13 protein-coding genes are annotated in these 15114 nt (G+C 52.8%); 9 read left to right on the forward strand and 4 right to left on the reverse strand.

The features are described 5' to 3' along the window. The 4 genes from AC07UY_RS00130 to tldD all read left to right on the forward strand — a co-directional run bounded on the left by AC07UY_RS00130 (position 1) and on the right by tldD (position 7504). Positions 1-594, forward strand: coding sequence for a Maf family protein (locus AC07UY_RS00130; RefSeq protein ID WP_494700553.1), 594 nt, complete (start codon positions 1-3; stop codon positions 592-594). Then, positions 584-2053 carry a ribonuclease G gene (rng, locus tag AC07UY_RS00135; protein WP_192613665.1) on the forward strand — a complete coding sequence of 490 codons (1470 nt, stop codon included), beginning with the start codon at positions 584-586 and terminating at the stop codon, positions 2051-2053. Before AC07UY_RS00130 ends, rng begins: the two co-directional genes overlap by 11 nt. 129 nt (positions 2054-2182) lie before the next feature. Then, the gene (gene yhdP, locus AC07UY_RS00140; protein WP_494700554.1) at positions 2183-5983 is read left to right on the forward strand and encodes an AsmA2 domain-containing protein YhdP; all 3801 of its coding nucleotides are present in this window, start codon (positions 2183-2185) and stop codon (positions 5981-5983) included. A 75-nt stretch (positions 5984-6058) separates the two neighbouring features. Further along, positions 6059-7504 carry a metalloprotease TldD gene (tldD, locus tag AC07UY_RS00145; protein WP_490469508.1) on the forward strand — a complete coding sequence of 482 codons (1446 nt, stop codon included), beginning with the start codon at positions 6059-6061 and terminating at the stop codon, positions 7502-7504. Positions 7505-7584: 80 nt separating this feature from the next. On the opposite strand, the gene aaeR is transcribed toward tldD, so the two are convergent. Then, a complete protein-coding gene (aaeR, locus tag AC07UY_RS00150; RefSeq protein ID WP_276293717.1) occupies positions 7585-8514 on the reverse strand; it encodes an HTH-type transcriptional activator AaeR in 930 nt (309 codons plus the stop codon). 182 nt (positions 8515-8696) lie between these two features. On the opposite strand from aaeR, the gene aaeX reads away from it, so the two are divergent. From aaeX to AC07UY_RS00170, 4 genes are all read left to right on the forward strand, one after another. Beyond that, positions 8697-8900, forward strand: coding sequence for a p-hydroxybenzoic acid efflux pump operon protein AaeX (gene aaeX / locus AC07UY_RS00155; RefSeq protein ID WP_162379314.1), 204 nt, complete (start codon positions 8697-8699; stop codon positions 8898-8900). Between the two features lie 7 nt (positions 8901-8907). Then, positions 8908-9840: a p-hydroxybenzoic acid efflux pump subunit AaeA gene (gene aaeA, locus AC07UY_RS00160; protein ID WP_494661512.1), complete on the forward strand. Its 933-nt coding sequence runs from the start codon at positions 8908-8910 to the stop codon at positions 9838-9840. A 5-nt stretch (positions 9841-9845) separates the two neighbouring features. Next, positions 9846-11813 carry a p-hydroxybenzoic acid efflux pump subunit AaeB gene (gene aaeB, locus AC07UY_RS00165; RefSeq protein WP_203361196.1) on the forward strand — a complete coding sequence of 656 codons (1968 nt, stop codon included), beginning with the start codon at positions 9846-9848 and terminating at the stop codon, positions 11811-11813. A gap of 124 nt (positions 11814-11937) precedes the next feature. Then, positions 11938-12210 (forward strand): barstar family protein, encoded by a 273-nt coding sequence (locus tag AC07UY_RS00170; RefSeq protein ID WP_203359808.1) that lies wholly within the window; start codon positions 11938-11940, stop codon positions 12208-12210. Positions 12211-12272: 62 nt separating this feature from the next. On the opposite strand, the gene yhcN-B is transcribed toward AC07UY_RS00170, so the two are convergent. From yhcN-B to argR, 3 genes are all read right to left on the reverse strand, one after another. Beyond that, complete coding sequence (gene yhcN-B / locus AC07UY_RS00175; RefSeq protein WP_192613661.1) at positions 12273-12539, reverse strand: DUF1471 family stress response protein YhcN-B; 267 nt, start codon at positions 12537-12539, stop codon at positions 12273-12275. Positions 12540-12638: 99 nt separating this feature from the next. After that, on the reverse strand, positions 12639-12902 hold the full coding sequence (gene yhcN / locus AC07UY_RS00180; RefSeq protein ID WP_192613660.1) for a peroxide/acid stress response protein YhcN: 264 nt from the start codon (positions 12900-12902) through the stop codon (positions 12639-12641). Positions 12903-13280: 378 nt separating this feature from the next. Beyond that, positions 13281-13751, reverse strand: coding sequence for a transcriptional regulator ArgR (gene argR / locus AC07UY_RS00185; RefSeq protein ID WP_162379319.1), 471 nt, complete (start codon positions 13749-13751; stop codon positions 13281-13283). Positions 13752-14166: 415 nt separating this feature from the next. Here argR and mdh point away from each other — a divergent pair, with 415 nt between their 5' ends. Beyond that, positions 14167-15105 (forward strand): malate dehydrogenase, encoded by a 939-nt coding sequence (gene mdh, locus AC07UY_RS00190; RefSeq protein WP_192613659.1) that lies wholly within the window; start codon positions 14167-14169, stop codon positions 15103-15105. Positions 15106-15114: the final 9 nt, after the last annotated feature.

Raw genomic sequence — 15114 nt, forward strand, 5'->3', positions numbered from 1 at the left:
ATGACTTCTCTGTATTTAGCTTCCGGTTCTCCGCGTCGTCAGGAGCTGTTAACGCAGCTTGGCGTCTCTTTTGAACGTATCCTTACCGGTGTTGAAGAAAAACGCGGCGAGGGAGAAAGCGCTCAACAGTATGTCTCTCGTCTGGCGCGAGAAAAGGCGCAAGCGGGCGTGGCGCAAACGCCGCGTGATTTACCGGTGCTGGGCGCAGATACCATCGTTATCCTGGGTGGTGAAGTGCTGGAAAAACCGCGTGATGCTGCGCACGCGGCGCAGATGTTGCGCAAAATGTCCGGACAAACGCACCAGGTGATGACCGCCGTTGCACTGGCTGACAGCCAGTACGTGCTGGACTGTCTGGTGGTGACAGAGGTGACTTTCAGAGCACTGACCGACGAGGACATCGCAGGCTATATCGCCAGCGGTGAACCGATGGATAAAGCAGGTGCATACGGTATTCAGGGGCTGGGTGGCTGTTTTGTCAGGAAGATAAATGGCAGCTATCACGCCGTGGTCGGCTTACCGCTGGTTGAAACGTATGAGTTGCTGAGTAATTTTAACTCACTGCGTGAGAAAAGGGATACACATGACGGCTGAATTGTTGGTAAACGTAACGCCATCGGAAACACGAGTAGCGTACATTGATGGCGGTATTCTTCAGGAAATTCATATTGAACGTGAAGCGCGACGCGGAATCGTAGGCAATATCTACAAAGGTCGTGTGAGTCGTGTACTTCCGGGTATGCAGGCGGCTTTTGTAGATATTGGACTGGATAAAGCCGCATTTCTTCACGCTTCAGACATTATGCCGCACACCGAGTGCGTGGCCGGTGAGGAACAAAAAAACTTCACCGTACGTGACATCTCTGAGCTGGTTCGTCAGGGGCAGGATCTGATGGTGCAGGTGGTGAAAGATCCGCTCGGCACGAAAGGCGCCCGCCTGACCACGGACATTACGCTGCCTTCCCGCTATCTCGTCTTTATGCCTGGCGCATCACACGTTGGTGTTTCTCAACGTATTGAAAGCGAAGCCGAACGTGAACGCCTGAAAAATGTGGTCGCTGATTATTGCGACGAGCAGGGCGGATTTATCATTCGTACGGCGGCGGAAGGGGTATGCGAAGAGGATCTGGCATCAGATGCCGCCTATCTCAAACGCGTCTGGACCAAAGTCATGGAGCGCAAAAAGCGCCCGCAAACCCGCTATCAGATGTATGGCGAACTGGCGCTGGCACAGCGTGTTTTACGCGATTTTGCCGACGCGCAACTCGACCGGATCCGCGTGGATTCCCGCCTGACTTACGAGGCGCTGCTGGAGTTCACCGCAGAATATATTCCAGAAATGACCAGTAAGCTGGAGCACTACAGCGGACGTCAGCCCATTTTTGATCTCTTTGATGTCGAAAATGAGATCCAGCGGGCGCTGGAGCGTAAAGTTGAGCTGAAATCTGGCGGCTATCTGATTATCGATCAGACTGAAGCCATGACCACCGTTGATATTAATACTGGCGCGTTTGTGGGGCATCGAAACCTCGATGACACCATCTTCAATACCAACATTGAAGCGACGCAGGCCATTGCCCGACAGCTGAGATTGCGCAATCTGGGCGGGATTATCATTATCGATTTTATCGACATGAATAATGAAGATCACCGACGCCGCGTGCTGCATTCGCTGGAGCAGGCGCTCAGCAAAGATCGCGTGAAGACCAGCATCAACGGCTTTTCGCAGTTGGGGCTGGTGGAGATGACGCGCAAGCGTACGCGCGAAAGTGTGGAACATGTGCTATGCAATGAGTGTCCGACTTGCCACGGGCGCGGTACGGTGAAAACGGTCGAAACCGTCTGCTATGAGATCATGCGTGAAATTGTCCGCGTTCATCATGCTTACGACTCTGACCGATTCCTGGTCTATGCTTCTCCTTCCGTTGCGGAGACGTTGAAAGGCGAGGAGTCGCATGCGTTGGCTGAAGTGGAAATCTTCGTCGGTAAGCAGGTCAAAGTGCAAATTGAACCGCTCTATAACCAGGAGCAATTTGACGTGGTCATGATGTAAAACGACTGTGCCCGATGGCGCTGCGCTTATCGGGCCTACAAACCAGGCGTAGGCCGGATAAGGCGTTCACGCCGCCATCCGGAGAAGTGGGTTTGTGAGTCATATTTTTGGGTAGACAAGGAGAGACGCGTGAGGCGATTGCCGGGGATTTTATTGCTCACTGGAGCCGCGCTCGTTGTCGTCGCAGCGCTGCTGGTCAGTGGGCTGCGCCTTGCGTTACCCCATCTGGACAGCTGGCGACCAACGATTCTTTCCCGGATTGAGTCAGCGACGGGGATCCCTGTCTCAGCCAGCCAACTGAACGCCAGCTGGCAAAATTTCGGCCCCACACTCGAGGCGAAGGATATTCACGCCAGCCTGAAAGATGGCGGTGAACTCTCCGTAAAGCGCGTCACGCTGGCGCTGGATGTCTGGCAAAGTCTGCTGAACATGCGCTGGCAGTTTCGCGACCTGACCTTCTGGCAGTTGAATATCCGCACCAATACGCCAATCCAACGCAACGAGAGCAGTGACGGGTTTGAAACCAACCGCATTAGCGATCTCTTCCTGCGACAGTTTGATCACTTCGATCTGCGCGACAGCCAAATCAGTTTTCTCACCCTTTCAGGCCAGCGCGCTGAACTCGCGATCCCGCAACTTACCTGGCTAAACGGCAAAGACAGACACCGCGCCGAAGGGCAGGTTAGCCTCTCCAGTCTCACCGGACAGCATGGCGTAATGCAGGTTCGTATGGATCTGCGAGACGATGAAGGGCTGCTGAACAATGGTCGGGTATGGCTACAGGCTGATGACATCGACGTGAAGCCGTGGTTGGGTAAATGGATGCAGGACAATGTGGCGTTACAGACGGCACGTTTTAGCCTGGAAGGTTGGATGACGCTTAGCAAAGGCGAAGTCTCCGGCGGCGATATCTGGCTTAAACAGGGGGGAGCGAGCTGGAAGGGCGACAATAATGCACACTCCCTTTCCGTCGACAATCTGACCGCGCATATCAGTCGCGCACAACCGGGTTGGCAATTTTATATTCCGAATACCAGTATAACGCTGGATAACAAGCCCTGGCCGCGTGGGGCGCTGACCCTAGCCTGGGTTCCGGAACAGGAAGTGGGCGGGCAGAACAATAAACGTAGTGATGAATTACGTATTCGCGCCAGTAACCTTGAACTGTCCGATATGGACGGATTGCGCCCTGTCGTCACAAAACTCTCTCCTGCGTTGGGCGACATCTGGCAAGCCACACAGCCGAGCGGAAAGATTGATATCCTGGCGCTGGATATTCCCCTGCAGGCGACTGAAAAAACCCGCTTCCAGGCCTCATGGAATGATCTGGCCTGGAAACAATGGAAACTGTTACCCGGTGCGGAGAATTTCTCCGGTACGCTGTCGGGGAGCGTTGAAAATGGTGCGCTGACGGCTTCGATGCAACAGGCCAAAATGCCGTATGAAACCGTCTTCCGCGCGCCACTGGAAATTGAACGCGGCGTAGCGACGTTGAACTGGCTGAAGAACGATAAGGGTTTTCAGTTAGACGGGCGAAATATTGACGTTAAGGCAAAAGCTGTCCATGCGCGCGGCGGTTTCCGTTATCTGCAGCTAGCGGGCGATGAACCCTGGCTAGGCATTCTGGCGGGCATCAGCACGGACGACGGTTCTCAGGCCTGGCGCTACTTCCCGGAAAACCTGATGGGTACTGCGCTGGTCGATTATCTCAGTGGCGCGATTCAGGGTGGCCAGGCGGATAATGCCACGCTGGTCTATGGCGGTAATCCACGTCTGTTCCCGTATAAACATAATGAAGGTCAGTTCCAGGTTCTGGTGCCGCTGCGTAATGCGAAATTTGCGTTTCAGCCGGACTGGCCCGCGCTGACAGATCTCAATATTGAGCTCAACTTCCTGAACGATGGCCTGTGGATGAAGACCGATGGCGTCAATCTGGGCGGCGTCAGGGCCAGCAATTTGACGGCGAATATCCCTGACTACAGCAAAGAAAAACTGCTGATTGATGCGGATATCAAGGGGCCAGGTAAAGCGGTCGGTCCTTATTTCGACGAAACGCCACTGAAGGATTCTCTTGGCGCGACGCTGGAACAACTCCAGATTGACGGTGATGTGAATGCTCGCTTACATCTCGACATCCCGCTGGATGGCGAGCAGGTGACGGCGAAGGGCGATGTTTCATTGAACAACAACAGCTTGTTCATTCAACCGCTCGACAGCACGCTGAAAAATCTGACTGGCAAATTTAGTTTTGTGAATGGCAATCTCAAGAGCGAACCGCTGACAGCGAACTGGTTTAATCAGCCGCTGAATGTGGACTTCTCTACCAACGAAGGCGCGAAAGCCTATCAGGTTGCGGTCAATCTCAAGGGCAACTGGCAGCCAACCCGCATGGGCGTGCTGCCAGAGCAAGTCAGTGGTGCGTTAAACGGCAGCATGGCGTGGAACGGCAAAGTGGGGATCGATCTCCCGTATCACGCAGGTGCGACGTACAACATCGACATGACAGGCGATCTGCGAAATGTAAGTAGTCACTTACCCGCGCCGTTAAATAAACAATCCGGTGAACCGTTGCCTGTGAATATTAAAGCAACGGGTAACTTGCAGAGTTTCGACCTGACAGGCAGCGCAGGCAATAAAAACCATTTTAATACCCGCTGGCTGCTGAATCACAAATTGACGCTGGACCGTGCTATCTGGACAACCGACAGCCACACAACGCCGCAATTGCCGGAGAAAGAAGGTGTTGAACTCAACCTGCCGGCCATGGATGGTGCAGAATGGTTAGCGTTGTTCCAGAAAGGTGCGGCAGATAATGTCGGCGCCAATGCCAATTTCCCTCAGCGTATTACGCTGCGTACGCCTTCTCTGTCTCTTGGCGGGCAGCAGTGGAATAACCTGAGTATTGTCTCAGAACCCTCGTCGAATGGCGCTCAGGTTGCTGCACAGGGGCGAGAGATCAACGCCACGCTGGCGATGCGTAATAACGCGCCATGGCTGGCAAATATTAAGTACCTCTATTACAACCCAAATGTAGCGAAGAGTAGTGGAAGCGCGCCATCACCCTCACCGTTCTCGTCGAATGACAGAGTGAGTTTCCGTGGCTGGCCGGACGTACAACTGCGTTGTGAAGAGTGCTGGATGTGGGGACAAAAATACGGGCGTATCGACGGGGATGTGGGTATCAAAGGCGACACGCTGACGCTGTCTAATGGGTTGCTGGATACCGGTTTTGCCCGACTGACGGTAGACGGCGAGTGGGTGAATATCCCTGGCCGTGAACGCACATCGTTCAAAGGTAAGTTGCGCGGTAACAAGATTGACGCCGCTGTGGGATTCTTTGGTTTCTCAACGCCGATTCGTAATGCGTCGTTTAATGTGGATTACGATCTGCACTGGCGTAACCCGCCGTGGCAGCCCGAAGAATCCTCGCTTAACGGAATTTTAAAAGTGCATCTTGGCAAAGGTGAGATCACGGAGCTGAGTACCGGTCATGCCGGTCAATTGCTGCGTTTGCTGAGTTTTGATGCCCTGTTACGTAAGCTGCGTTTTGATTTCAGTGATACCTTTAACGAAGGTTTTTATTTCGATTCCATTCGCAGCACGGCATGGATTAAAGACGGTGTTCTGAATACAGACGACACGCTGGTGGATGGCCTGGAGGCCGATATCGCCATGAAGGGGTCGGTGAATCTGGTGCGCCGGGAGCTCAATCTGGAGGCGGTTGTGGCACCGGAGATCTCCGCGACAGTGGGCGTGGCGGCTGCGTTTGCGGTTAACCCGATTGTCGGCGCGGCAGTGTTTGCCGCCAGTAAAGTGCTGGGGCCGTTGTGGAGCAAAGTGTCGATTCTGCGCTACCGCATCACGGGTCCGGTAGACAAACCGCAGATTAACGAAGTCCTGCGCCAGGCGCGTAAAGAAAGCCCGCAATGATTTGACGGGGGCGAGTAATTGCCCCAATCTCAGTAAATAGAACTTCTACCGCAGTAACTAACGAGTAGCAAAACGATGAGTCTGAACCTGGTAAGTGAACAATTGCTAGCAGCGAATGGCCTGAAACATCAGGATCTGTTCGCTATTCTGGGCCAACTGGCCGAACGCCGTCTTGATTACGGCGATCTCTATTTTCAGTCGAGCTATCACGAATCCTGGGTTTTAGAAGACCGCATCATTAAAGATGGTTCTTACAACATCGATCAGGGCGTCGGTGTACGTGCGGTCAGCGGTGAAAAAACCGGATTTGCTTACGCGGATCAGATAAGCCTGCTGGCGCTTGAACAAAGTGCTCACGCGGCGCGTACCATTGTGCGGGACAGTGGGGACGGTAAAGTGAAAACGCTGGGTGCCGTGGAGCATCAGGCGCTTTATACCTCCGCTGATCCGCTGCAGAGCATGAGCCGTGAAGAGAAGCTGGACATTCTGCGTCGCGTGGACAAAGTGGCGCGTGAAGCCGACAAACGAGTGCAGGAAGTGACTGCCAGCCTGACCGGCGTTTATGAGCTTATTCTGGTTGCTGCGACCGACGGTACGCTGGCGGCAGATGTTCGCCCGCTGGTGCGCCTGTCTGTCAGCGTACAGGTTGAAGAGGACGGCAAACGCGAGCGCGGTGCCAGCGGCGGCGGCGGTCGTTTTGGCTATGAGTTTTTCTTAGGCTCGCTGGACGGCGAAGTGCGCGCGGATGCGTGGGCAAAAGAAGCGGTACGTATGGCGCTGGTGAATCTCTCTGCGGTTGCTGCGCCTGCGGGAACGCTGCCGGTGGTATTGGGCGCAGGCTGGCCGGGCGTGTTGTTGCACGAAGCGGTAGGGCACGGACTGGAAGGCGATTTCAACCGTCGTGGCACGTCAGTGTTCAGCGGCCATATGGGTGAACTGGTGGCTTCTGAGCTTTGTACCGTGGTTGACGACGGCACGATGGTTGACCGTCGTGGATCTGTCGCCATCGATGACGAAGGGACGCCAGGCCAGTACAACGTATTGATTGAAAACGGCATTCTGAAAGGGTACATGCAGGATAAACTGAATGCGCGTTTGATGGGCGTTGCGCCGACAGGGAACGGGCGTCGTGAGTCTTATGCGCACCTGCCAATGCCGCGTATGACCAACACCTACATGTTGCCAGGAAAATCCACACCGCAGGAAATTATCGAATCGGTTGAATTCGGGATCTACGCGCCTAACTTTGGCGGCGGCCAGGTGGACATCACTTCCGGTAAGTTTGTGTTCTCGACCTCAGAAGCCTATCTGATCGAAAACGGAAAAGTGACGAAGCCGGTCAAAGGCGCCACGCTGATTGGCTCAGGTATTGAAGCCATGCAGCAAATTTCGATGGTCGGCAATGACCTGAAACTGGATAACGGCGTTGGCGTCTGCGGTAAGGAAGGGCAAAGCCTGCCGGTTGGCGTGGGTCAGCCGACGCTGAAGGTGGATAACCTGACGGTGGGTGGCACTGCCTGATTATCAGAGGCCGGATATACCCGGTCTGTGAATTTGATTCTTGCTCCAGGCCCGATACGCGCAGCGCTATCGGGCCTTTATTACTTTTCCTTTCCTCTGCCGTACATCCCCTGAAACAGCTTCGCCACGTCGACAAAGTAGTCCGTCAGATAGTTGATTACAACCTGCACTTTTAAGGGCAGTTTGTCTTTTTCGGTGTACAACGCGTAGACCGGACGGGGATCCGACTGATAACGGGGCAGTAAGATCTCAAGCTCTCCCCGATTGATCTCGTTGATCACCCACATCAGCGGGACGTAGGCGATCCCGGCACCTACCGTCAGCCAGCGGCTGAGCGTCATAGGATCGTTGGTCACGAATCTTCCCTGAGGGATTAGCCGGGTGGAGATCCCTTCCGGGGCGATCAGCTCAAATTCGTTATCCGGTCGCACGCTGTATTCCAGCCAGGAGTGGTTGCTGAGATCGGCAGGTTTTTCCGGTACGCCAAATTGTGCGAGATAGCTTTTTGCGGCGCAGACCACCATCGGCATGGCTCCCAGACGGCGAGAAAACAGGCTCGAGTCCTGCAACGCGCCGACCCGAATCACAACGTCCAGACCGTCGGCAATCAGGTCAGGGGCTGGAATACCTGTCACCAGGTTCACCGTGAGCCCGGGGTATTCTTTCAGCATCCTGGCGGTCAGTCCGGCAAGGACATTTTGCGCCATGGTTGAAGAACAACCGATACGCAACGTACCGATAGGGGTGTTGTTAAACGCATAGAGCTGCTCATGCACATCCTGGACTTCATGCAACATTCGGCGGCAGCCCTGGTAGTAAATTTTACCGGCTTCGGTAAGGCCAATGCTGCGAGTACTGCGGTTCAGCAGCTTCACCTGCAGTTCATCTTCCAGTTTTGCCACGGTCTGGCTAATGGAGGAGACGCTCATTTGTAGCTGTCTGGCAGCGGCGGTAAAGGAGCCAAATTCGACCACTTTGGCAAACACCGACATCCGTTTTAATCGTTCCATTATTCACTCTGGCTTAAAAGTGATTTAGATCACATATTATAGATAACAGCATAACAGTTACGCTAATATATTATTATTCAAATAACAGCAGTGTCGCTCTCGCCTGGCTTTCCTTGCCCTTCTCTGCGGTGACATTGGCTAATAACGCTATCGCCTGCACTCTCTCTACAATCAAGGTCAACATGAGTCTGTTTCCCGTTATCGTGGTGTTTGGGCTGTCCTTCCCACCGATATTTTTCGAACTTCTTTTATCACTGGCGATTTTCTGGCTGGTGCGCCGGGTGCTGGTACCGACAGGTATCTATGATTTCGTATGGCATCCGGCTCTGTTTAATACCGCGCTCTATTGCTGCCTTTTTTATCTGATATCGCGCATGTTTGTTTGAGGCTGAAGTGAAAACACTAACAAGAAAAATCTCCCGTACGGCCATTACGCTGGTACTGGTCATCCTGGCTTTTATCGCCATTTTTCGTGCCTGGGTTTATTACACCGAGTCACCGTGGACGCGCGATGCGCGTTTCAGCGCGGATGTGGTGGCCATTGCGCCAGATGTGGCAGGACTTATCACCCATGTTAATGTTCGCGATAACCAACTGGTGAAAAAGGATCAGGTGCTGTTCACCATCGATCAGCCGCGCTATATAAAGGCGCTTGAAGAGGCCGAAGCCGATGTGGCGTATTACCAGGTGTTGTCGCAGGAAAAACGCCTGGAGGCCGGTCGCCGCAACCGTCTTGGCGTTCAGGCGATGTCTCGTGAAGAGATCGATCAGGCCAACAACGTTCTGCAAACCGTATTACACCAGCTCGCGAGAGCGCAGGCTACCCGTGACCTGGCGAAATTAGATCTCGAACGGACCGTGATTCGCGCACCGGCAGACGGTTGGATAACCAACCTGAACGTCTATACCGGTGAGTTTATTACCCGTGGTTCCACGGCAGTTGCTCTGGTGAAACAGAACTCTTTTTATGTCCTGGCGTATATGGAGGAAACCAAGCTGGAGGGCGTTCATCCGGGCTATCGTGCGGAAATTACGCCGCTGGGCAGTAATCGGGTATTAAAAGGAAGTGTGGACAGTGTGGCGGCGGGGGTCACGAATGCCAGCAGTACCCGCGATGCGAAGGGCATGGCGACGATTGATTCCAACCTCGAATGGGTGCGACTGGCGCAGCGTGTTCCGGTGCGGATCCGTCTTGATGACCAGCAGAACAATCTGTGGCCAGCAGGTACAACGGCGACGGTCGTGATTACCGGTCAGCAGGATCGTGATGAAAGTCAGGACTCCTTCTTTCGCAAATTAGCGCATCGTCTGCGCGAGTTTGGTTAATCATGATGGGGATGTTCACCATCGCCAGCCAACACGTTCGCTTTGCGATAAAGCTGGCGTGCGCGATTGTGCTGGCTCTGTTTGTTGGCTTTCACTTTCAGCTTGAAACGCCGCGCTGGGCGGTACTGACTGCGGCGCTTGTTGCAGCGGGTCCGGCGTTTGCTGCCGGAGGCGAACCGTATTCTGGCGCCATCCGCTATCGCGGTATGTTGCGCATCATCGGAACCTTTATCGGCTGTATCGCCGCGCTGGCGATCATCATCACCATGATTCGCGCACCGCTGCTGATGATTCTGGTGTGCTGTATCTGGGCGGGATTTTGCACCTGGATCTCTTCTCTGGTGCGCCTTGAAAACTCCTATGCATGGGGGCTTTCGGGGTATACCGCACTTATTATCGTCATCACCATTCAAACGGAACCGCTATTGACGCCGCAGTTCGCCCTTGAGCGCTGTAGCGAGATTGTGATTGGTATCGTCTGCGCCATCATCGCGGATCTGATTTTCTCTCCACGATCGGTGAAGCAAGAGGTTGATCTTGAACTGGATAACCTGCTCATCGCGCAATATCAACTGATGCAACTGTGTATTAAACACGGTGACAGTGAGGAAGTGGACCGGGCCTGGAGTGCGCTTGTGCGGCGTACTGCGGCACTGGATGGCATGCGCAGCAATCTGAACATGGAGTCCTCGCGCTGGGGGCGTGCTAACCGACGTCTGAAGGCGCTGAATACGCTCTCCCTGACGCTGATTACGCAATCCTGCGAAACCTACATGATTCAAAATACGCGTCCGGAGCTGATCACCGATACGTTTCGTGAGTTGTTTGAAACCCCTGTTGAAACTGCGCAGGATGTACATCGACAGCTCAAGCGCATGCGCCGCGTGATCGCCTGGACGGGTGAGCGGGAAACGCCTGTCACTCTGTACACCTGGGCTGGGGCAGCAACGCGGTATCTGTTATTGAAACGCGGCGTGGTGGGTAATACGAAAATCAGTGCGACTGAAGAAGAGATTTTACAGGGTGAGCCCGTGGTGAAGGTGGAGTCTGCCGAGCGTCACCATGCGATGGTCAACTTCTGGCGCACCACCTTGTCATGTGTGCTGGGGACGTTGTTCTGGCTGTGGACGGGATGGACGTCTGGTAGCGGTGCGATGGTGATGATTGCCGTCGTGACCTCACTGGCGATGCGATTGCCGAATCCGCGAATGGTTGCGATCGACTTTATCTACGGGACGCTGGCAGCGCTGCCGTTGGGGTTACTCTATTTTCTGGTGATCATCCCCAACACCCAACAAAGTATGTTGCTGCTCTGTCTTAGTCTGGCGGTACTGGGCTTCTTTCTGGGAATCGAAGTCCAGAAACGCCGCCTGGGTTCGATGGGGGCACTGGCGAGCACCATTAACATCATTGTGCTCGACAACCCCATGACCTTCCATTTCAGCCAGTTTCTGGACAGCGCATTGGGGCAGATTGTCGGCTGTATGCTGGCGTTTATCGTGATATTGCTGGTACGGGATAACTCCCGCGACAGGACCGGTCGCGTGTTGCTGAATCAGTTTGTTTCGGCGGCCGTCTCAGCCATGACCACCAATGTGGTACGGCGTAAGCAAAACCATCTTCCGGCGCTCTATCAGCAGCTGTTTTTGCTGATGAACAAATTCCCTGGGGATTTGCCCAAATTCCGTCTGGCGCTGACGATGATCATTGCGCATCAACGTCTTCGTGACGCGCCGGTTCCGGTGAATGACGATCTCTCTATTTTCCACCGTCAGCTTCGCCGCACCGCCGATCGCGTGATTTCCGCCAGTAGCGACGACAAGCGTCGGCGATACTTCGGACAACTCCTTGAGGAACTCGATATCTATCAGGAAAAACTGCGCATCTGGGAAGCACCACCGCAGGTCACGGAACCAGTAAAACGCCTCTCAGGCATGTTGCATAAATACCAGCATGCCCTCACGGATAACTAAACACGGAAAAGCCGACGCCAAAAGCGTCGGTTTTTTTATGGCTATACTTAACCGATGTGCAGGAATCGTCGTGGTAGGTAGTTTGGTGGGTTGCGAAAGCGCTTACCGGAGGTGGTGGCGGGCAATGAATATCTATACCTTTGATTTTGATGAGATAGAAAACCAGAGTGACTTTTACCGTGAGTTTGCGCGGATGTTTGGTATTGCCAGAGAACAGATCAGCGATCTGGATTCTCTGTGGGAGATAGTGATAGGCGAAGTATTGCCGTTGCCGCTGGAAATAGAGTTTGTTCATCTACCTGAAAAGCAGCGCCGACGTTATGGGGCGCTGATTTTGCTGTTCGATGAAGCAGAAGAAGAGCTGGAAGGACAGTTACGTTTTAACGTTCGGCTCTAAGCCTTAGGTATAAAAAAGCCCCCGACAGGCGGGGGCAAGTCGTCGGACTAGACGACGAGGGTTTATTTGTAGAGTTCTGCCGTGGCGTGCCACTGTGACCCTTCTTTCAGTTCAATCACGCGATAGCTGCTGGCGCCTGCTTTTTCTGCTTTAGCGGCGAGCTCCTGACGCATATCCATCGGAGAACTGCCAATCTGAGAAACAGAGACACTGCCCATGGATTGCAGATTTTGTGCTTCTTGCGCATTGACCTGGTGTACGGCAGCGTTTGCGCCGAAAGAGAGAACTGAAGCCAGGCCGAGTGAAGCGATAAGATATTTAGTGTTCATAGTTTACATTCCTCAATACGGTTAACTCAGCGGTTTGAAGGGCGTTCTTATGCGATATTCCCGCGAGTTATTGTTTGCATTAGCGATGACAGGCGAGCCTTATTTGTACAGTTCAGCAGTGGCGTGCCAGTGGCTACCGCTACGTGCTTCGGTGATCTGATACGCTGAGGCGCCTTGTTGTTCCGCTTTTTTGTTCAGCATTTCATGCATGTCCATCGGTGAAGAGCCGATCGCGCTGACGGAAACAGAACCGATAGCTTCGCGGTTTTGCGCCTGCTGGGCATTGATGGAATCTGCGGCAAATGCACCGAATGAGAGAACAGAGAGAATACTTAACGTTGCAACTGTAGTTTTGATTTTCATGATATTTACCTCGTCGAATTCTTTTATTGGGGTCCTTTGTTTCGTGACCCTCATCACAAAATAAAGTATACACTAGTCACGCGATTAATTAATACCCTGCTAATGGTTCAGTTAGTGATTAAGTATTAAAAAATTTATTTTTTATAATCACATGGAATTAAAAATGCTTCTGGTGGCGAGGTTTTCGATTTAAATCTAGTAAATTCATAAAGATATAAAATTTAACAAAATGTGCGATATTTGGCTTTATCATTGACCACGTGAATGTGTTTAAGCGATTAAACGCACTATTCGTTAAATCAAAAGCAGTGGAAATGCGCGTAAAGCAGGGAGAAAGGCAGGATTTTCCCCGCCGTGTGTGGCGGCGGGGAGAGGGGATTACAGCTCTTGTTCGAACAGTTCGAGAATCGCTTCGTACAGATCTTTCACTGAGAAGCCATTAGCTGGGGTTGTGAAAATGGTGTCATCGCCCGCAATTGTCCCGAGGATACCTTCCGCTTTGCCCAGTGAATCCAGCAGGCGTGCGATCAGTTGCGCAGCGCCTGGGCTGGTATGGATCACTACAACGGCGTCATTGAAATCGATATCTAATACCAGGTTCTTTAACGGGCTGGATGTCGTGGGGACACCCAACTCTGCCGGGAGGCAGTACACCATCTCCATTTTTGCGTTGCGGGTCCGCACGGCGCCGAACTTTGTCAGCATGCGTGAGACTTTGGACTGGTTGATGTTATCAAAGCCCTGATCCTGCAACGCGAGGACGATTTCACCCTGTGAGCTGAATTTTTCTTCTTTAAGCAGCGCTTTAAACGCCTTTACTAATTCTTCTTGTTTTGCCGAGCTTCGCATAAGTCACCCGTAATATGGCGGTAGAAACAACATTATTGTGCATACAGATGAATTTTTATGCAAACAGTCTGCCTTGTTCGAGGCTGAAATAATGTTATGAAAGAGCGGAATTTTATCAAATTTCGTTATCAAGAAACATGCCTGTGTCACGGCTCGCAAATAAGGTTAAAAGTAAATTAAATGTTATCAAATTGATGTTGTTTTGAGGGGGGAGTAGGGTATATTGTCCGCACTTGTGGAAAAGTTGCTCTACAGCTGCAGTGGCTTTGGATTACGTAAATTAAATGCATAAAAGCCAAATTCGCGTGACTCCGCATTCTTGACACGTGAGTATTGTAATCATTAATTTTGTGAATTAAGGTCGCCGCCGCGGAGCATTAAACACTTAGCTTATCAATATAATAAGGAGTTTAGGATGAAAGTTGCAGTCCTCGGCGCAGCTGGCGGTATCGGTCAGGCGCTAGCATTATTGTTAAAGAATCAACTGCCTTCAGGTTCAGAACTCTCCCTGTACGACATCGCTCCAGTGACTCCAGGTGTGGCCACTGACTTGAGCCATATCCCAACTGCTGTGAAGATCAAAGGTTTCTGTGGCGAAGACGCAACCCCGGCACTGGAAGGTGCGGATGTGGTTCTGATCTCTGCGGGTGTGGCGCGTAAACCGGGTATGGATCGTTCCGACCTGTTTAACGTTAACGCCGGTATCGTGAAAAACCTGGTCCAGCAGATTGCGAAAACCTGCCCGAAAGCGTGCGTGGGTATTATCACCAACCCGGTGAACACCACTGTCGCTATCGCTGCAGAAGTCCTGAAGAAAGCAGGTGTTTACGACAAGAACAAACTGTTTGGCGTGACCACGCTGGACATCATCCGCTCCAACACCTTTGTTGCGGAACTGAAAGGCAAGCTGCCGACTGAAGTTGAAGTTCCGGTGATTGGCGGACACTCTGGTGTGACAATTCTGCCACTGCTGTCGCAAATCCCTGGCGTTAGCTTCACCGAGGAAGAGGCCGCTGCCCTGACCAAACGTATCCAGAACGCGGGTACTGAAGTGGTTGAAGCAAAAGCCGGTGGCGGATCTGCAACCCTGTCTATGGGTCAGGCTGCCGCACGTTTTGGTCTGTCTCTGGTTCGCGCGCTGCAGGGCGAAAAAGGCGTTGTGGAATGTGCTTACGTTGAAGGCGACGGCCAGTATGCGCGTTTCTTCTCACAACCGCTGCTGCTGGGCAAAAATGGTGTGGAAGAGCGTCAGTCTATCGGCAAACTGAGTGCCTTTGAGCAGAATGCGATGGAAGGCATGCTGGATACGCTGAAGAAAGATATCACCCTGGGCGAAGAGTTCGTTAATAAGTAAGCGAACCGC

The sequence above is a fragment of the Citrobacter sp. GW821-FHT02E08 genome, assembly GCF_059421685.1.

Coding starts and splice junctions, on each gene's coding strand:
- aaeX (WP_162379314.1), top strand. CDS start 8,697: ATGAGTCTGTTTCCCGTTATCGTGGTGTTTGGGCTGTCCTTCCCACCG.
- mdh (WP_192613659.1), top strand. CDS start 14,167: ATGAAAGTTGCAGTCCTCGGCGCAGCTGGCGGTATCGGTCAGGCGCTA.
- AC07UY_RS00130 (WP_494700553.1), top strand. CDS start 1: ATGACTTCTCTGTATTTAGCTTCCGGTTCTCCGCGTCGTCAGGAGCTG.
- rng (WP_192613665.1), top strand. CDS start 584: ATGACGGCTGAATTGTTGGTAAACGTAACGCCATCGGAAACACGAGTA.
- yhcN (WP_192613660.1), bottom strand. CDS start 12,902: ATGAAAATCAAAACTACAGTTGCAACGTTAAGTATTCTCTCTGTTCTC.
- tldD (WP_490469508.1), top strand. CDS start 6,059: ATGAGTCTGAACCTGGTAAGTGAACAATTGCTAGCAGCGAATGGCCTG.
- aaeR (WP_276293717.1), bottom strand. CDS start 8,514: ATGGAACGATTAAAACGGATGTCGGTGTTTGCCAAAGTGGTCGAATTT.
- yhcN-B (WP_192613661.1), bottom strand. CDS start 12,539: ATGAACACTAAATATCTTATCGCTTCACTCGGCCTGGCTTCAGTTCTC.
- aaeB (WP_203361196.1), top strand. CDS start 9,846: ATGGGGATGTTCACCATCGCCAGCCAACACGTTCGCTTTGCGATAAAG.
- AC07UY_RS00170 (WP_203359808.1), top strand. CDS start 11,938: ATGAATATCTATACCTTTGATTTTGATGAGATAGAAAACCAGAGTGAC.
- argR (WP_162379319.1), bottom strand. CDS start 13,751: ATGCGAAGCTCGGCAAAACAAGAAGAATTAGTAAAGGCGTTTAAAGCG.